This window comes from Myceligenerans indicum, from assembly GCF_016742955.1.
Lineage (GTDB): Bacteria > Actinomycetota > Actinomycetes > Actinomycetales > Cellulomonadaceae > Myceligenerans > Myceligenerans indicum.
Genome location: NZ_JABBYC010000001.1, coordinates 178,464 through 193,193, shown reverse-complemented (window position 1 = coordinate 193,193; position 14,730 = coordinate 178,464). Strand labels below are relative to the sequence as shown.

Below are 14,730 nucleotides of genomic sequence, written 5' to 3'. Positions count from 1 at the left end.
TCGTCCCGACGGGGCCCCGGAACGCGCGGACCGTCTACCGCCGCTTGAACTTCACGATCTTCTTGTCCGGGTCGTAGTCGTAGTTCCCGGTGAAGCCCCAGTTGATCCACCCGCCGTCGCCCTTGTTCTTCACCGTCCCCTCGTCGAGTGCGATGACGTCCATGCCGTCCACGGTCGCCAGGTGCTCCCAGCCTGTGGCGGCGCGGAACGAGAAGTTCCCGAAGTCCTTGACCACGAGGATGTTCTTGTCCGGGAACGCCTTCGAGTACTCGTCCAGCAGCGAGTGCACCCGCTCGGCCCGGTCGCCCGGGACGTCCCCGTCGTAGTCGGTGCCCGGGTAGGTGCCCTCGGTGTACTTCGGCGTCTCGTTGTCGTAGTACTCCGCGCCGAGGTCATGGTCGGAGTCCGCGTTGGCCGTGGGCGGGTCCGAGAAGTCGTCCGAGTAGTAGCCCTCGGGCTGCTCGAAGTCCTTGGCCTTGCACTGCGGCGCCGGGGACATGGTCTGCTTGTTGCCCTCGACGTCGGTCACCTCGAACGAGGACTCCTTGAGCGTCTTCTCCTCGTCCACCGAGGTCCACTCCACCTTGAACAGGTTCAGTCCCTCCCAGCCCAGGCCGAAGCCTCCTCCCTCGGTGGTCTTGCTGGCGTCGTAGGTGAGCTCCCGGACGTTGGCGTGTCCCTCGGCGGCCTCGTAGAGCTCACCGCCCTCGGAGTCGTTGCCGTCGATCTCGACGTCGTCCTTGATCAGCCTGCCCTCGTCGTCACGGGGGAAGACCTCGTCGATCGTCGGGCCGAGCTGCTCACGCAGCTCCGGGTACTGGTTGAAGTCGATGATGAGCTGCCGGCTCGAGACCGTCCCCTCCTCGCCCGAGGTGCTGTAGCTGCCGCCCACGGTGAACCCGTAGGGCAGCGCCACGTCGACGTTGACGCCCGCGCTGTACAGGGTCTTCATCACCTGGTCGTCCATGGTGATGATCAGCTTCGACAGCTCGCCGTCCTTGTCCCAGGCCACCGTGGTGCTCGTGGTGCCCTTCCACTCGACGCCGACCTTGTCGGATCCCGAGGCCCCACCACTGCTGGTGGGCTTGCCGGACTTGTCCTTGGTGAACGGCGCCTTGCCGCCGAGGCTGGCGCCGATGAGGAACCCGCCGATGTCGGAGGAGGTGTAGGTGGCCGTCTGGCTGCCGTCGGACCACAGCCTCTCCTCGATCTGGACCTCGCCCTGGTACCCGCCCTCGATGCTGCCGGTCAGCTCGGCCGGTCCGGCGCTGCCCTTCATGCTGAGGCCGCCCGTGAACGTGACCTTCCTGGTGTCGCTGTCGGCCTCGGCGAGCTCGTGGTGCTCCGGCTCCTCCTTGGCCAGCTCGTCGGCGCGCTGCTGGTCGCTGTGGTCGCAGTGGATGGCCGGGATGGTGCCGGACGTCCAGCAGTAGGGCTGGTTGCCGTTCACGCTGTTGTACTTCTTGTACCAGTCGATCCACTCCTGGGCCTTGCCCATGTCCGTGAACTCGTAGGTCTTGTCCTTCGAGTAGCCCGTGATCCCGGCGATGTCGAAGCTGACCGGCGAGCCGCCGACGCCGTCGCCGCTGACACCCGCGCCGAACTCCACGCCCCGCAGGACGTGGATGCGGATCCGGCCGTCGCCCAGCCTCTCGATCAGCGTCCCGTTGCTGCCGCCCCAACGGAAGAAGAGGAACGAGATCTTGGTCTCGTCCACATGCCCCGTGGCCTCCACCACGCAGGGAATCGTGATCGAGTCGTACGTGTCCTCGACGCAGTTGGCCAGCCAGCCCGACGCCCCGGCGCGGTCCTTCTCGGTCGGAGCGTTCTTGTACTTGTCCCACTGCTCCTCGCACCCCTTGGGCACGGGCAGCTCCCTACAGCCCACCTGCACCACGGGCGGCGCGTCCGGGTCGATCTCGCCGCTGGTGGGCACGGCGTTGGCGCAGTTCTCGTCGTTCGGGTCGTCGCTGGGGCCGCCGCGACCGTCGGTGACGCAGTCGACGAAGTCCTGGATCTCGTCGGCCCGGTACACCCGGTCGTCCGCGTCGCGGTCCAGCCATCCGCCGGGCAGGTTCAGGAACAGGCAGGTGAAGGGCACCGGCTGCCACTCGCAGCCGATCTGCACCACGGACGACGTCCACTCGTCGTTGACCGCGACCTGATCGAAGGTGACGTCCTCCTCGCAGTCACCCGTCGGCGGGGAGTACCCGTCGCCGGGGCCGTCCTCACCACCGGGTCCTCCCGGCTGCCCGTCCGTGCCGCCGGCGCAGTACTCGACGCCCTCCTCCTTGAGGATCGGTGACACCGCGCAGATCAGCTGCTCACCGACGTCGGCCCCGACCGGCGTGGCCGCGGCGAGCACGATCGCGACGATCAGCAGGATCAGCCCGATCACGCCCACGTACTCGGGCAGCGCCTGGCCGGCGTCGTCGTGGAGGTTGCCACGCAGGTGCCGGCGCCCGAGGGCCGGGCGACGGCGCAAGGCGGTGTCCGGATTCGTCACCCGCTCAACCTAGAGTCCGTTCGCCCAGGTCACGACGGCCCAGCGGCTCAAATCCAGCCCGAGGTCCCGGGCCCCGGGACCCACCGGACCCCGGGGGTTCCGGTAGGCCCACGGGCCTGCCGGCGGGCTCCGGTGATGCCCCGGCCGGCGATGTCCGCTACCCGACGCGGAGCGATTCCCGCAGACCGTCGAGCAGGTCGTCGCTGTCCGCCGGCACGTTGACGTGGATCACGTAGCGCGCATCGCTGCCGGCCGGGTGGACGATGATCCGCGCGACCCGAGGGCTGTCCGGGCCGGGCGTGCCGGCGTCGCGCCCGTCGGCGGTCCCCGCAGCCGCCTTCAGCTCCTCGGTCATGTCCTCGACGGTCGCGACGCCGGCGCCCGCGACCTCGAACTCCTCGGCGCCGTCCCCCGGTGTCGACCTCGTGCCGCCCGCGGTGGCGTCGTAGTACGCGTACTCCGGAGTGACGACCTCGACGTGAACCGACCGGTGCACGTCGGGATCGCGGTCGTCGCTCCAGGTCCAGGACTCCTCGCCTGGCTCGGGCGGGTTCGGACCGTCCCCCTCGAACTCCGGCGGCAGTGCGAACGACAGGTCACGCAGGTGCTCGACGTGCCAGCCCTCCGGCACGGTGCCGACGGCGGCGGCCTCGGTGGCGGACACCATGGCAGCGCCGGGGAGCGCCTCGGGTGGCTGCGCGGACCCGCCGAGCGCGAAGGCCGTCCCCGCGATCGCGGCGACGGCGCCCGTCACCGAAACGCCCGCGACGACGGCCCGACGGACCCGCGTCCTCCGGACCGCCACGGCGGCCATCACGTGCGGGTCGGCCGGCGTGGGCGGGACCACGCCCGCACCCACGCGCCGGAGGTGGGTAGCCCAGGTGTTGTGGTTCTCGGTCATGCTTCCGTCTCCTTCTCAATCCTTCTCGAGGTGTTCCCGGAGGCGCGCGAGACCTCGTGCGCCCTGAGACTTCACGGTGCCGACGCTGATCCCCAGCTCGGCAGCGGTCTCGGTCTCGGACAGGTCGAGCAGGTAGCGCAGCACCACCACCCGACGCTGACCGCTCCCCAGCCGGCGCAGCGCGTGGACCAGCCGCTCCCGCTCGACGACGTCCACGTCGGACGGGCTCGTGCTGCCGCCCGCCATGTCCTGGATCTCCAGGACACTGTCCGGGGAGCGCAGCACCTCACGCCGCGTACGGCGCCAACCGTCGACGCGCGCCGTGAACAGCACACGCCGGGCGTAGCCGAAGGGATTCCCGTCCTTGACGCGCGACCAGTGCCGAAAGGTCCGTTCGAGCGCGATCTGCGTCAGGTCGTGCGCGCGATGGTCGTCGCCGCACATCAGATATGCGATCCGGTGCAGGGTGGCGGTGTGTTCGACGGCGAACAGCCGGAACTGTTCGACGGCCGTCACCCCGGTGCGGACCACCGTGAAGTCCGGAGGCACGTGATCGGCCTGCCGGGGCGGCTCGATGTCCTCGATCGTCGTCATACCCACTGGACGCAGCCGACGGTCCGGAGGGTTGCACGGACCTTGCAGGAGGTATCGGCATGACGCTGCCGCGAGGCGGTCACATTCCGGCACATCGGACGGCGTTCTGCGGGCTCATGGGCACGAGTAGTCGTCGAGATCCGCAGACCGCCTCAGGCGGCAGCCTTCGCCGGCAGAAACGGCGCGGCCCTCAGCGGGTGCAACGGTCCTGACGGCGACGCAGGTCCGCGCCGGAACCCCGAGCGCTACGCCTCCGGCCTCGTCAGTGCCGACGGCGGCGAGCGTCAGCTCACTCGCCGTGACCGTGATGGTCGTGCGACAGCCGCCCGCCCCTGCACCGAGAAGCTGCGCTCATGACGAAGGGCCTGACCAGCATTTCTGCTAGCCAGGCCCTTCCTTTGGTAGCGGGGGGAGGATTTGAACCTCCGACCTCTGGGTTATGAGCCCAGCGAGCTACCGAACTGCTCCACCCCGCGTCGGTGATGTGAACACTACGCGACGGCAGCGGCGAGCGCAAACCCGATCGGCCGGTCGAGACGCAGGTCACACGTGTTCGAACCGTTCCGACGTGCCAGGCTCCTGCCCATGCCCTCCTGGGACGACACTCGCGACACGATGCACCTCGCCTCCACCGACACCGAGATCCAGGCCGACGAGGCGGCCGGACAGGTCACCGCCGGCCCTGCCGGCCCGGATCCCTACCCGGCCTCAGGTCCGGGCGAAGGCCCGGGCGCAGCCCCAGGCACAGGCCCGGGCGCCGGCTCAGCCGCCCACTCGGCCGCCCACTCGGCCGCCCACTCAGCCGCCCGCTCAGCCGCGGCCGTCGCCGACGAGCTGGTCGGCCTCACCGACCAGCTCTCCGCCCTGGAGTCCCTCGCCCCCGGGCCCGACGTGAACCGCCTGTTCTCCGCCGTCGTCAGGACCGTCACCACCACACCGCCACCGGTCGCCCGGGTGGTGCGGACCCACCCGGGCGTCTCCGCACGCACCGGACGGCTCCGCGAGCTGAGCGCGCGGGGCGAGTCCGCGCTCGAGGCACACTGGTCGCGGCGCATCGCGACCGCCTCCGATCCGGGCGCCGAGCTGAGGCGGTTCCCGTACGGCGACAACTACCGGGACCTCGTCGCCATGGAGCTGCGCCTGCTGCGCCGCCACCTGGGACCTCAGGTTCCCCGCTCCGTCGTCGTGCTCGGCTGCGGCCCGCTCCCGCTCACCGCGACCGGGTACGCCCGCGGTCTCGGCACGCGGTCGGTCGCCGTCGACCACGATCCGGCCGCCGTCGCGGCCGCTCGCCGGTTCCTCGACGCCACGCGCGAGGCGGCCGGCAGCACGCGCGAGGCGGGCACGGTCGTCGTGCACGACGACGCCCACCGGGTCCCCCTGCGGGAGCACGACGTCGTCGTCCTGGCCGCGCTCGTCGGTACGACCGCGACGGCCAAGACGGCGGTGCTGCGCTCCCTCGCGGCCCGCATGAGGCCGGAAACGCTCCTGCTCGCCCGCAGCGCCCACGGGCTGCGCGCGCTGCTCTACCCGGAGATCGACCCGAGCACGATGAGCGGGTTCGAGGTCCTGGACGTGAAACACCCGGCGGGCGACGTCATCAACTCGATGATCGTCGCCCGCCGGGTGTGAGGGTCGGCCCCGCCGGTGATCCGGTGCGGGTACACCACCCGCGCGCCGGATCACCGACCGTTCACGCCTCCTACTGTCCTGCCGCGGCCTCGGCCGCGATCGCGTCCTCGATGGCCTGCTGGAGCTCGTCCTGGGCCTCGCCGTACGCGGCCCAGTCGCCGTCCTGCTGCGCCTGCCGAGCTGCCTGCATGGCGTCGGACGCACGCTGCAGCGCCTCGTCGAGGTCGCTGCCCGGCTCCGCAGGCTGCTCCGTGGAGGGTTCCTGCGTGGTGGGCTCGTCCGTGGGCTGATCGGCCGGCGTCTCGCCGTCGACCGGAGCGTCCGGTGCCTCACCCTCGGTGGACCCGCCGGCGTCGCCCGCCACGGCCCCGGAGTCGCCCCCGAACACCTGGTCGAGCGCCTCGGTCAGCGTGTCGGCGTAACCGACCTCGTCACCGAACGCCACCATCACCTTGTGCAGCAGCGGGATGCTCGTGCCCTCGGCCGACTGGATGTAGACGGGCTGCACGTACACGAGACCACCGCCGACGGGCAGTGTGAGCTGGTTGCCGAGCAGAACCGTCGAACGCCCCTGCTCCAGGATGCGCAGCTGCTCGCCCGCCACCGGGTCCGAGTTGAAGATGTTCTGCACCTGACCGGGCCCGGGCACCGTGGTGTCGCGTGGCAGCTCGAGCAGCCGCAACGTGCCGTACCCGTCGGCCTTCTCGCCCGTGGTCGACCCGGCGTCGGCGTCCGCGGCCAGGAAGCCGGTCAGCACCTGGCGGGGCGTGTTACCACCCGGGATGAACGTCGACGTCAGGGAGAACGCCGGCTCGGACTGCTCGGGCATCTGCAGCGTGAGGTAGTACGGCGGCTGCAGCGGGGCGACCGTCGCGTCCGACGTGGGGTCCTGAGGGTTGTTCCAGAAGTCGTTCCCCGAGAAGAAGTCGCTCGCGTCGGTGACGTGGTACTCGGTGAGCAGCTTGCGCTGCACCTTGAACAGGTCCTCCGGGTAGCGCACGTGGCTCATCAGCTCACCGGAGATCTCGTCCAGCGGCCGCACCGAACCGGGGAACACGTTCTCCCACGTCTTGAGCACCGGGTCGTTCGGCTCCCAGGCGTACAGGTCCACCGAGCCGTCATAGGCGTCGACCGTGGCCTTGACGGAGTTGCGGATGTAGTTCACCTCGGCCGGCAGGTTCACGGGAGTGCCGTCCTGCTGCAGGGTGAGCGTGTCCGTGGTGGCCTCCTGCATCTGGGTGAAGGCCGAGTACGGGTACTGGTTGGTCGTCGTGTAGGCGTCCACCACCCACTTCACGTGCCCGTCGATGACCGCGGGGTACACGCGGTTGTCGAGGGTGAGCCACGGCGCGACCTTGGCCACGCGCTGCTGCGGGTCCCGGTCGTACAGGATCTGCGAGCCCTCGGTGACGCGGTCCGAGAGGAGCAGCTGCTCCTCGCCGAACTTCAGCGCGTAGAGCAGCTTGTTGCCGAACGTGCCGACGCTCGGCCCGCCGTCGCCGTCGAACGTCGTCTTGACCTGGTCGCCGCCGTCGGCGTCGTCGGCCGGGTAGTCGAGCTCCCACGACTCGCGGTCGTCGCCCGACGGCTTGCCCACCACGGAGTAGGTCTCGGTCGACGGCGAGAAGTAGATGCGCGGCTCGTACTCGCCCTCGAGATCGGTGATGGCACCCTCCGACGGGATGCCGCCCTCGAAGAAGGCCGGCTGGCCACCCGGGCCTAGCTGGTTGCCGTAGGCGGCCACCACGCCGTAGCCGTGCGTGTACACGGTGTGGTCGTTCACCCAGTTGCGCTGGTCGCTGCCCAGGCCGTCCTGGTTGAGCTCCCGCACCGCGATGACGGTGTCGCGGCTCTCGCCGTCGATCTCGTACCGGTCCACGGAGAGCGAGTCGTTGAAGTTGTAGTACTGCTTGTTCTGCTGCAGCTGCCGGAACGACGGCGACACGATCTCCGGGTCGAGCAGCCGGATCGACGCCGTGGTGTCGGCGTCGGAGCGCAGGGCGCCGGCCTCGGCCTGGGTCGTCGCGTTGTACGACTGCGTCTCGACGTCCTCGATGTCGAACGCGCTGAGCGTGGCGTCGATGTTGCGCTGGATGTACGGCTGCTCCAGTTCCTGCGCGTTCGGAGTGACCTGGAAGCGCTGCACGATGGCCGGGTAGATCCCGCCGATCACGATCGCGGACACGACCATGAGCCCCACCCCGATCACCGGGAGCTGCCAGTTGCCGCGGAACGCGGCGACCAGGAACAGCACGGCGACGAGCAGGGCCACCACCGCGAGGATCCCCTTGGCGGGGATCACGGCGTGCACGTCGGCGTAGGACGCGCCGTCGAAGCGGTCCCCGGCACTGCTCAGGATCGAGTAGCGGTCCAGCCAGTAGTTCGCCGCGAAGAGCAGCATGAGCGCGGTGCCGATGACGGCGAGGTGGACCCGCGCGGCGTTCGTGGTGCGCGGGAGGTTTCCCTGCGCCGGCCCGATCCGCAGGCCGCCGTACAGGTAGTGCGTCACCACGCCGGCGATACCGGAGATGATCACCACGGCCATGAGGAAGCCGATGATGCTGCGCAGCGCCGGGAGCAGGAACACGTAGAAGGACAGGTCCAGCCCGAACTGCGGGTCGGTCTCGCCGAAGGTCTGGGAGTTCATGGCCAGCAGCACCGTCTGCCACTGGGCCGACGCGGCGATCCCGGCGAAGAACCCGACCAGCACGGGGGCGGCGTACGTCACGACCTTGCGCAGCGGCTCGATCGCCTCACGGTACTGCTCCAGCGTGGCCTGCTCGGCGCTGGGCACATACATGGGGCGCGACCGGTAGGCGACGGCGAACGACGCGAAGACGGCGCCGCCCATGACCAGGAAGCCCACGACGAAGAGCAGGCCGCGGGTGATCCACTCGGTCCAGATCACCTGGGAGAAGCCGATCTGACGGAACCACAGGATCTCGGTCCAGAACTGGGCGAGCAGCAGGAGCGCGACCACCACGACGGCGACCGCGACGATCGCCACCCCGAGCGGACTCCGTCGGCGAGCAGGGGGAGCGCCACCCTGCCGGGGACGCGGTACGGCGAAGGACACGGCGTTGTTACCTCACTGCTCTCGTCGGACTGTCATTACCTACCCAGGGGCAACGGGCGGGACGATCACAAGGTTCCCACATCTAGGACGACGCCGAGCAGGTATCGAGGCTCGCTCCCTCACCGGACCCGATCGCCTCCACCGCCTGGCGGGCGTCGGCCAGCGTGCCGATGCGGACCACGTGGAGGCCGTCGGGCACGTTGCCCACCACCTCGGGGCAGTTCGCGGCGGGCGCGAGGAACCAGGTGGCGCCGTCGCGCCGCGCCCCGTACAGCTTCTGCTCGATGCCGCCGATCGGGCCGACGAGACCCTCCGGGCTCATCGTCCCCGTACCCGCGATGACCTTTCCGTTCGCCTCGTCCTCGGGGGTGAGCTTGTCGATGATGCCGAGCGCGAACATCGTCCCCGCACTGGGACCGCCGATGTCCTCGATCTGGATCGAGACGTCGACCGGGAAGTCGTACTCGGGGTCGATGTACACCCCCATCACGGCGCGGTCGGCGCCCTCGACGCCGCCCGTGGTGATCGTCAGGTCCCGCGTGGCGCCGTCACGCCGGACGCCGAGAACGACGTCGGACCCCGGCTCTGTCTCCGCCAGGCCGTCGATGAGCTGGGCGTACGTCGTCACCGGCTGCCCCTGGAAGGACACGACGACGTCGCCCTCCTGCACGACGCCGTCCGCGCCCGTCCCGGACTCGGCTCCCGCGACGGTGAGCGTGGCCGGCACGTCCATGCCGAGCTCGGTGAGCGCGGCGGCGGTGGCCGACTCCTGCGAGCTGACCATCTCCGCCTGGCTCGCCTGCTGCTGCTCCTCGGCACTGGTCGCCTCGGGAAAGACCGACTCGACCGGCACCACCGAACGGGTGGGGTCCAGCCAGGCCTCCACGACCTGCCCGGCGGTCACGGGATATCCCGGCCCGCCCGCGACCGAGACCGTGGTGAGCCGCAGCTCCCCCGTCGACTCGTACGTCTTCGCGCCGGCGATCTCGATGAGCGGCGTGTCGCCCTGCTCCCCCAGCGTGTTCTCGGTGGGGCCGGGGGCACGTACCGCGTAGGGCGCGGGCAGCACCAGGGCAACGGCCGCCAGCACCGCGGTGAGCAACAGGGTGATGCCCAGCGTGACCGTCCGGCGCGTGACCGGTGGCGCGTCCAGCCGTTCTGCGGGGAGCTGGTCGCTCTCCTCGCCCGCGGCACCACCATCGGGGGAAGCGGTCGGTCCGGCACCGGACGCGAAGGCCCGGCCTGACGGCATGGGGTTCTCGAGATGGCTCGACGTCACCGCCTCATCATCCCTCATGTGGCTGGAGGATCCCTGCGAGCCCGCCTCGTGTGCGCGCTTGTGCGCCCAGAGCGAAGTCGGGAACCCGCGCTGTGGTCCCCGGAGTTCCTCACACGTGGATACGGTGGCCAGGAGGCTGTCCCCAGCGGCCCCAGGGAGGCCTGTGGGCATCCCGCCGAACGAACGAGGAGCGACATGACCGAGAACCCCAGCCACGGCGACCAGCCGTGGGAGGAGATGCTCCGTTCCATGCTCGGTGACGGTGCCGACGAGGTGCTCGCCGAGATGCGTGCGCGCGGTTTCGACCCGTCGACCATGTCCGGTGCCCAGGACCCCGCCGTGATGCAGTTCGCCCTGTCCCAGGTGCAGCGGATGCTGGCGGAGCCCGGCAGCGGGCCGGTCAACTCCGACGTCGCGCACGACGTCGCCCGTCAGGTCGCCGTCGCCGGCGGCGACCCGTCCCTCACCGGCGGCCAGGCCAAGGCCGCCACCGACGCGCTGTCCGTCGCCGAGCTCTGGCTCGACGCTGTCACCGACCTCCCGCCGTCCCTCGGGACGCCTCGCGCGTGGTCCCGCTCCGAATGGGTCGAGGCGACGTTGCCGGCCTGGAACCGGCTGGCGGCCCCTGTCGCGGCGTCGGTCGCGGAGGCTCTCGCCACCGTGCTCGCGGACCAGCTCCCGGAGGGCGTCGACGACGGCGTCGCCATGCCCGGCATGCCCACGGGCGCGCTGGCCGGACTCGGCATGGACCCCGCGCAGATGATGCGCCGGCTCGGCTCCGCCGTCTTCGGCATGCAGGTGGGGCAGGCCGCCGGGACGCTCTCCCGGGAGGTCTTCGGCGCCACCGACATCGGTCTTCCCCTGCTCGACGACGCGCACACCGTGCTGCTGCCGACCAACGTCGACGAGTTCGCCGAGGGCCTCGACGCCCCGCTGGACGAGGTCCGGCTCTTCCTCGCGCTCCGCGAGGCCGCCCACACCCGCCTGTTCACGCACGTCACCTGGCTGCGCGGGCATCTGCTGGGGATCGTGGAGCAGTACGCGCGCGGCATCACCATCGACCTCGACGTGCTCGAGTCCCAGGTCCGCGACATCGACATGTCCAACCCGGACGCCCTGCGCGGCGCGCTCTCCGGTGGCGTGTTCGGGCTGCAGAACACGGACGAGCAGAAGGCCGTGCTGCTCCGGCTGGAGACCACGCTCGCCCTCGTGGAGGGCTGGGTCGACGAGGTGGCGGCCGCGGCCGCGCTTCCCCACCTGCCGCACTCGATCGCGCTGCGCGAGATGATCCGACGCCGCCGTGCCGCGGGCGGCCCCGCCGAGCACACGTTCGCCACGCTCGTCGGGCTGGAGCTCCGGCCCCGCCGCTCCCGCGACGCGGCCAGGCTCTTCACGGTCCTCGCCGACGACGGCGGCCAGGCCGCCCGGGACAGCGTCTGGGACCACCCCGACCTGCTGCCCGTCACGAGCGACCTGGACGACCCGGCCGGCTACCCGGCCCGCCGCGCCTCCGCGGCCGAGGAGCACGCCGACGTCGACGCCGCCCTGCGGGAGATCCTCGGCGACCAGACCGACGAGAGCTGACGCCGGGGCGTGCCGGGCCGGCGCGGCCCGGTCGCGCTCGGCTCAGTGGTCGCGCTCGGCTCAGTCGTCGCGCTCGGCGCGGGTGAACCGGCGGCCCGAGACACTGGTCGGGGTGAGCCGGAGCCACTCCGTCTTGTCCGTCGCGGTGTAGGTCACGAGTCCGGTCCCCTCGGCGACGGTCAGTTCCGCCTCCGTCTCCAGGATCTTCACCGTGCCCTTGACCACCACGGAGTAGGCGAAGTCCGGACCCCACTGGTCGACCTCGAAGGCCACCTTCGGATTGACCACGGCTTCCACGAGCTTGCTGCCCGGCGTGGTGTTGATGTAGATCTCACGATCGGCCACCGCGAAGTTGACCGGGAAGATGTCGGCCTCCCCGGCGACCGCCGTGGCCAGGCGGCCGATCGGGATCATCGACAGCAGGTCCCAGCTCTCCTCGTCCCCGAGCGTCGTGATCGGGTCCGATGACGTCCATTGCGACATGAGATCCTCCATGATCCGGTGCGGCCCGCCGACCTGGGTGTGACGGCCTCCTGTTCTCATCGTGGCCCTCCGCCACGCGAGATGCAGCAAGTGTGAGCAGATTCATGCCACCGCTCTCCGGGCGGCCACGTGCCGCGCGGCATCCCCTCCGCCGTCGCCGTTCAGTCCTCCTCGTCCGAGGTGGGGGACCCGGCGTCGTCCTGGACGAACGACGCGCCCTCCAGGAACCCGCGGGCGCGCTCCGTCCTGGGGTACGCCTCGAGGATCTTCCAGAACGTCGGGCCGTGACCCGCGTGCAGCAGATGGGCGAGCTCGTGGAGCAGCACGTAGTCGAGCACCCAGCCCGGCATGCCCTGCACGCGCGTGGAGATCCGGATGGAGCCGTCCAGAAGCGTGCACGAACCCCAGCGCCGCCCCTGGTTCGACGCCCACCGCACGCTCGACGGCTTGGCCCGCCCCCCGAGGTACTTCAGGGACAGGGACTCGGCCCGGGCGAACAGCTCGACGTCGGACGGCTTGCGACGGCGTTCCTTGTCCTCGAGCCGGGCGAGCATCTTGGCCACCCATTCCCGCTCCTGCGCCCGCGAGAAGCGCGCCGGAATAGCGACGATGGTTCGTTCACCGTCGCGATACGCGCTCACCGTGGCGGTACGACGTCGGCTCCGGCGCACCTCCACGGACGTCGGATCGTCGTGGGCCACACCAAGACGGTAGCGGTTATCGGCGCCAAGAGGTCAAGAACACGCCCTGCGACGGAAAAGTTCTACGGCGTGTCGCGCCCCTGTGGACAGACGGCGCCTGTGCACGCCCCCTGGCACGGTGGAGCCCACCGCCTTCCGCACCACCCCGGAGAAAGCCATGGACAGCCCCAGGACGGGCCACCCGCCACAGACGCGGGCCGCGACGCCGGGCGGCACGCTCCGCCTTCGCCCCGGGACACCGGTGCTGATGCGTTCGGGAGGTTCCGTGCAGTGCGGCACCGACCCGCGCTGGGCGCTCGTGCTCGACGGGCTCACCGAGGCCGAGGCGTCGTGGCTGCGGGACCTCGCCGATCGCCGCCACGTGACGCCCGAGCAGTCCGCGGCGTGCCGGGGCGTGCGGCCCCACCGCCGGACGCTCATCCTGACGGTCCTGGCCAGGGCCGGGATGCTCCTGCCACCGCCGCCCGCGGTCCGGGGCGTGACCGCCCCTGGGGACGGCACGGCCGACGCCCGGACCCTCGGCACCCTGCGGGCCGACGGCGCGGGGCTGTCGACCCTCGCCGCCCGGGCGTCCGCGACGGTGGCGCTGGCCGGGCTCGGGCGCATCGGCGCCGCGATCGCGCTGCTGCTGGCCTCGGCGGGAGTAGGCCGTCTCGTCCTGCACGACCCTCGGCCGGTGCAGACCACCGACATCGGGTCGTGCGCACACACCGAGAGCGACGTGGGCACGCCCCGGGACGTGGCCCTCGCGGCCGTGCTGACCGCCTCACCGGCAGCGGTCGGGGTACAGGTGAACGGTGACGCCGCACCCGATGTCGCGGTGGTCGTCGAGTCCCGCGCGGCCCTGCCCGCCCGCTTCGCCCGGCTGATGAACGAAGCCGTCCCGCACCTGTCGGTGGTGGCACGTGAGGCCGATGTCGCGGTGGGGCCCCTGGTGCTGCCCGGGCGCAGCGCCTGCGTCGCCTGCCTGGACGCGGAGCGTGCCGATCAGGACCGGGACTGGCACCTGATCGCGGCGCAGCTACGGCAGGGGCCGGAGCAGCTGCATGAATCCCTGCTCACGGCCCAGGCAGCGGCGACGGCCGCCGGCCAGGTGCTCGCCCAGCTGGACGGGCACCGGCCGACGGCCGTCGGTACCTGCGTGGAGATCGCGCTCCCGGACTGCATGCCCCGCGTCCGGAAGGTCGATCCGCACCCGCGGTGCGGGTGTGTCGCCCTCGCCCCCTGACGCCGCGGTCACGCGGCCGCCGGAGCCCCCGCGCCGGCGGCGGTCTCCGACTTCCGGGGCCGGCCACGGCCACGCTTGCGCGCGACGACGGCGCCGTCGACGAAGACTTCGCCGCCCCAGACGCCCCACGGCTCACGCCGCTCGAGGGCGCCGGCGAGGCAGCCGTCACGCAGCGGGCACTCGTGGCACAGCGTCTTGGCTCGCTCCACCTCGGTGGAGTGCTCGGCGAACCAGAGCTCGGGGTCGTTGGTGCGGCACGGCAGGAGCGAGTCCATGATCCGGTTGAACTCGCGGGAGTCAACGCTGCTCGTGGCAGCGGTGACGGAATCGCCGGTCGAAGGGTTCCAGGGGCCGGATCCGCCCTGGGGGAGGGTGTCGAGGAGCGCAGTGAGGCGCACGGTTGTCTCCTGAGATCCTGTTACGTGAACGTCGTCGGTGAACGTCGGGTGATGCAGGACCCAGGTCTGGTGGCTCTCCAGCCGGCCTGGTAAGGCCGGAATCTGCCTGGAAAAGCCTCAGGCCGCGGGTCCCGTGTGGACTCCGCGGCCTGGATGCGCCGGTCTGTCTAGACCGGATGCACTCCTGGAACGGAGTCGGGGGCGAGGGTGGCGTTCGGGAAGCTTCCGCCTTCGCCGCGGAGACGCGGCGTGTGGACAGAGATATCCGCGCGCGCAGAGATGGGCCGGTTCGCGTATGCAGGCACACCTGTGCCACACAGCGACTCCGTCCACACCTGGATCTGCTTC

General features: G+C 71.0%; 11 protein-coding genes and 1 tRNA gene. 3 read left to right on the top strand and 9 right to left on the bottom strand.

The window, feature by feature from the left end; all coding sequences use genetic code 11:
* Positions 1-34: 34 nt before the first annotated feature.
* From HGK34_RS00755 to HGK34_RS00740, 4 genes are all read right to left on the bottom strand, one after another.
* Positions 35-2,506 (bottom strand): hypothetical protein, encoded by a 2,472-nt coding sequence (locus HGK34_RS00755; RefSeq protein WP_307815609.1) that lies wholly within the window; start codon positions 2,504-2,506, stop codon positions 35-37.
* A gap of 157 nt (positions 2,507-2,663) precedes the next feature.
* Positions 2,664-3,407: a hypothetical protein gene (locus HGK34_RS00750; RefSeq protein ID WP_201844648.1), complete on the bottom strand. Its 744-nt coding sequence runs from the start codon at positions 3,405-3,407 to the stop codon at positions 2,664-2,666.
* A gap of 15 nt (positions 3,408-3,422) precedes the next feature.
* Positions 3,423-4,001 carry a SigE family RNA polymerase sigma factor gene (locus tag HGK34_RS00745; RefSeq protein ID WP_201844647.1) on the bottom strand — a complete coding sequence of 193 codons (579 nt, stop codon included), beginning with the start codon at positions 3,999-4,001 and terminating at the stop codon, positions 3,423-3,425.
* Positions 4,002-4,400: 399 nt separating this feature from the next.
* Positions 4,401-4,477: transfer RNA gene (locus HGK34_RS00740), tRNA-Met, on the bottom strand.
* Positions 4,478-4,586: 109 nt separating this feature from the next.
* On the opposite strand from HGK34_RS00740, the gene HGK34_RS00735 reads away from it, so the two are divergent.
* On the top strand, positions 4,587-5,633 hold the full coding sequence (locus HGK34_RS00735) for a nicotianamine synthase family protein (protein ID WP_201844646.1): 1,047 nt from the start codon (positions 4,587-4,589) through the stop codon (positions 5,631-5,633).
* Positions 5,634-5,703: 70 nt separating this feature from the next.
* Here the strand turns inward: HGK34_RS00735 and HGK34_RS00730 are convergent, their stop codons facing one another.
* Both HGK34_RS00730 and HGK34_RS00725 read right to left on the bottom strand, forming a co-directional pair.
* The gene (locus HGK34_RS00730; protein WP_201844645.1) at positions 5,704-8,709 is read right to left on the bottom strand and encodes a UPF0182 family membrane protein; all 3,006 of its coding nucleotides are present in this window, start codon (positions 8,707-8,709) and stop codon (positions 5,704-5,706) included.
* A gap of 82 nt (positions 8,710-8,791) precedes the next feature.
* A complete protein-coding gene (locus HGK34_RS00725) occupies positions 8,792-10,006 on the bottom strand; it encodes a YlbL family protein (protein ID WP_244666253.1) in 1,215 nt (404 codons plus the stop codon).
* Positions 10,007-10,183: 177 nt separating this feature from the next.
* Here HGK34_RS00725 and HGK34_RS00720 point away from each other — a divergent pair, with 177 nt between their 5' ends.
* Positions 10,184-11,572, top strand: a complete 1,389-nt coding sequence (locus HGK34_RS00720) for a zinc-dependent metalloprotease (protein ID WP_201844644.1) — start codon at positions 10,184-10,186, stop codon at positions 11,570-11,572.
* Positions 11,573-11,632: 60 nt separating this feature from the next.
* Here HGK34_RS00720 and HGK34_RS00715 read toward each other — a convergent pair whose 3' ends face one another.
* Entirely contained in the window at positions 11,633-12,115 is a 483-nt protein-coding gene (locus HGK34_RS00715; RefSeq protein ID WP_244666252.1) for a pyridoxamine 5'-phosphate oxidase family protein, read from the bottom strand.
* A 101-nt stretch (positions 12,116-12,216) separates the two neighbouring features.
* Entirely contained in the window at positions 12,217-12,756 is a 540-nt protein-coding gene (locus HGK34_RS00710; RefSeq protein ID WP_201844643.1) for a YgjP-like metallopeptidase domain-containing protein, read from the bottom strand.
* 157 nt (positions 12,757-12,913) lie between these two features.
* Here HGK34_RS00710 and HGK34_RS00705 point away from each other — a divergent pair, with 157 nt between their 5' ends.
* The gene (locus HGK34_RS00705) at positions 12,914-13,984 is read left to right on the top strand and encodes a ThiF family adenylyltransferase (protein ID WP_201844642.1); all 1,071 of its coding nucleotides are present in this window, start codon (positions 12,914-12,916) and stop codon (positions 13,982-13,984) included.
* A gap of 8 nt (positions 13,985-13,992) precedes the next feature.
* Here HGK34_RS00705 and HGK34_RS00700 read toward each other — a convergent pair whose 3' ends face one another.
* Positions 13,993-14,382: a WhiB family transcriptional regulator gene (locus tag HGK34_RS00700; RefSeq protein ID WP_307815606.1), complete on the bottom strand. Its 390-nt coding sequence runs from the start codon at positions 14,380-14,382 to the stop codon at positions 13,993-13,995.
* Positions 14,383-14,730: the final 348 nt, after the last annotated feature.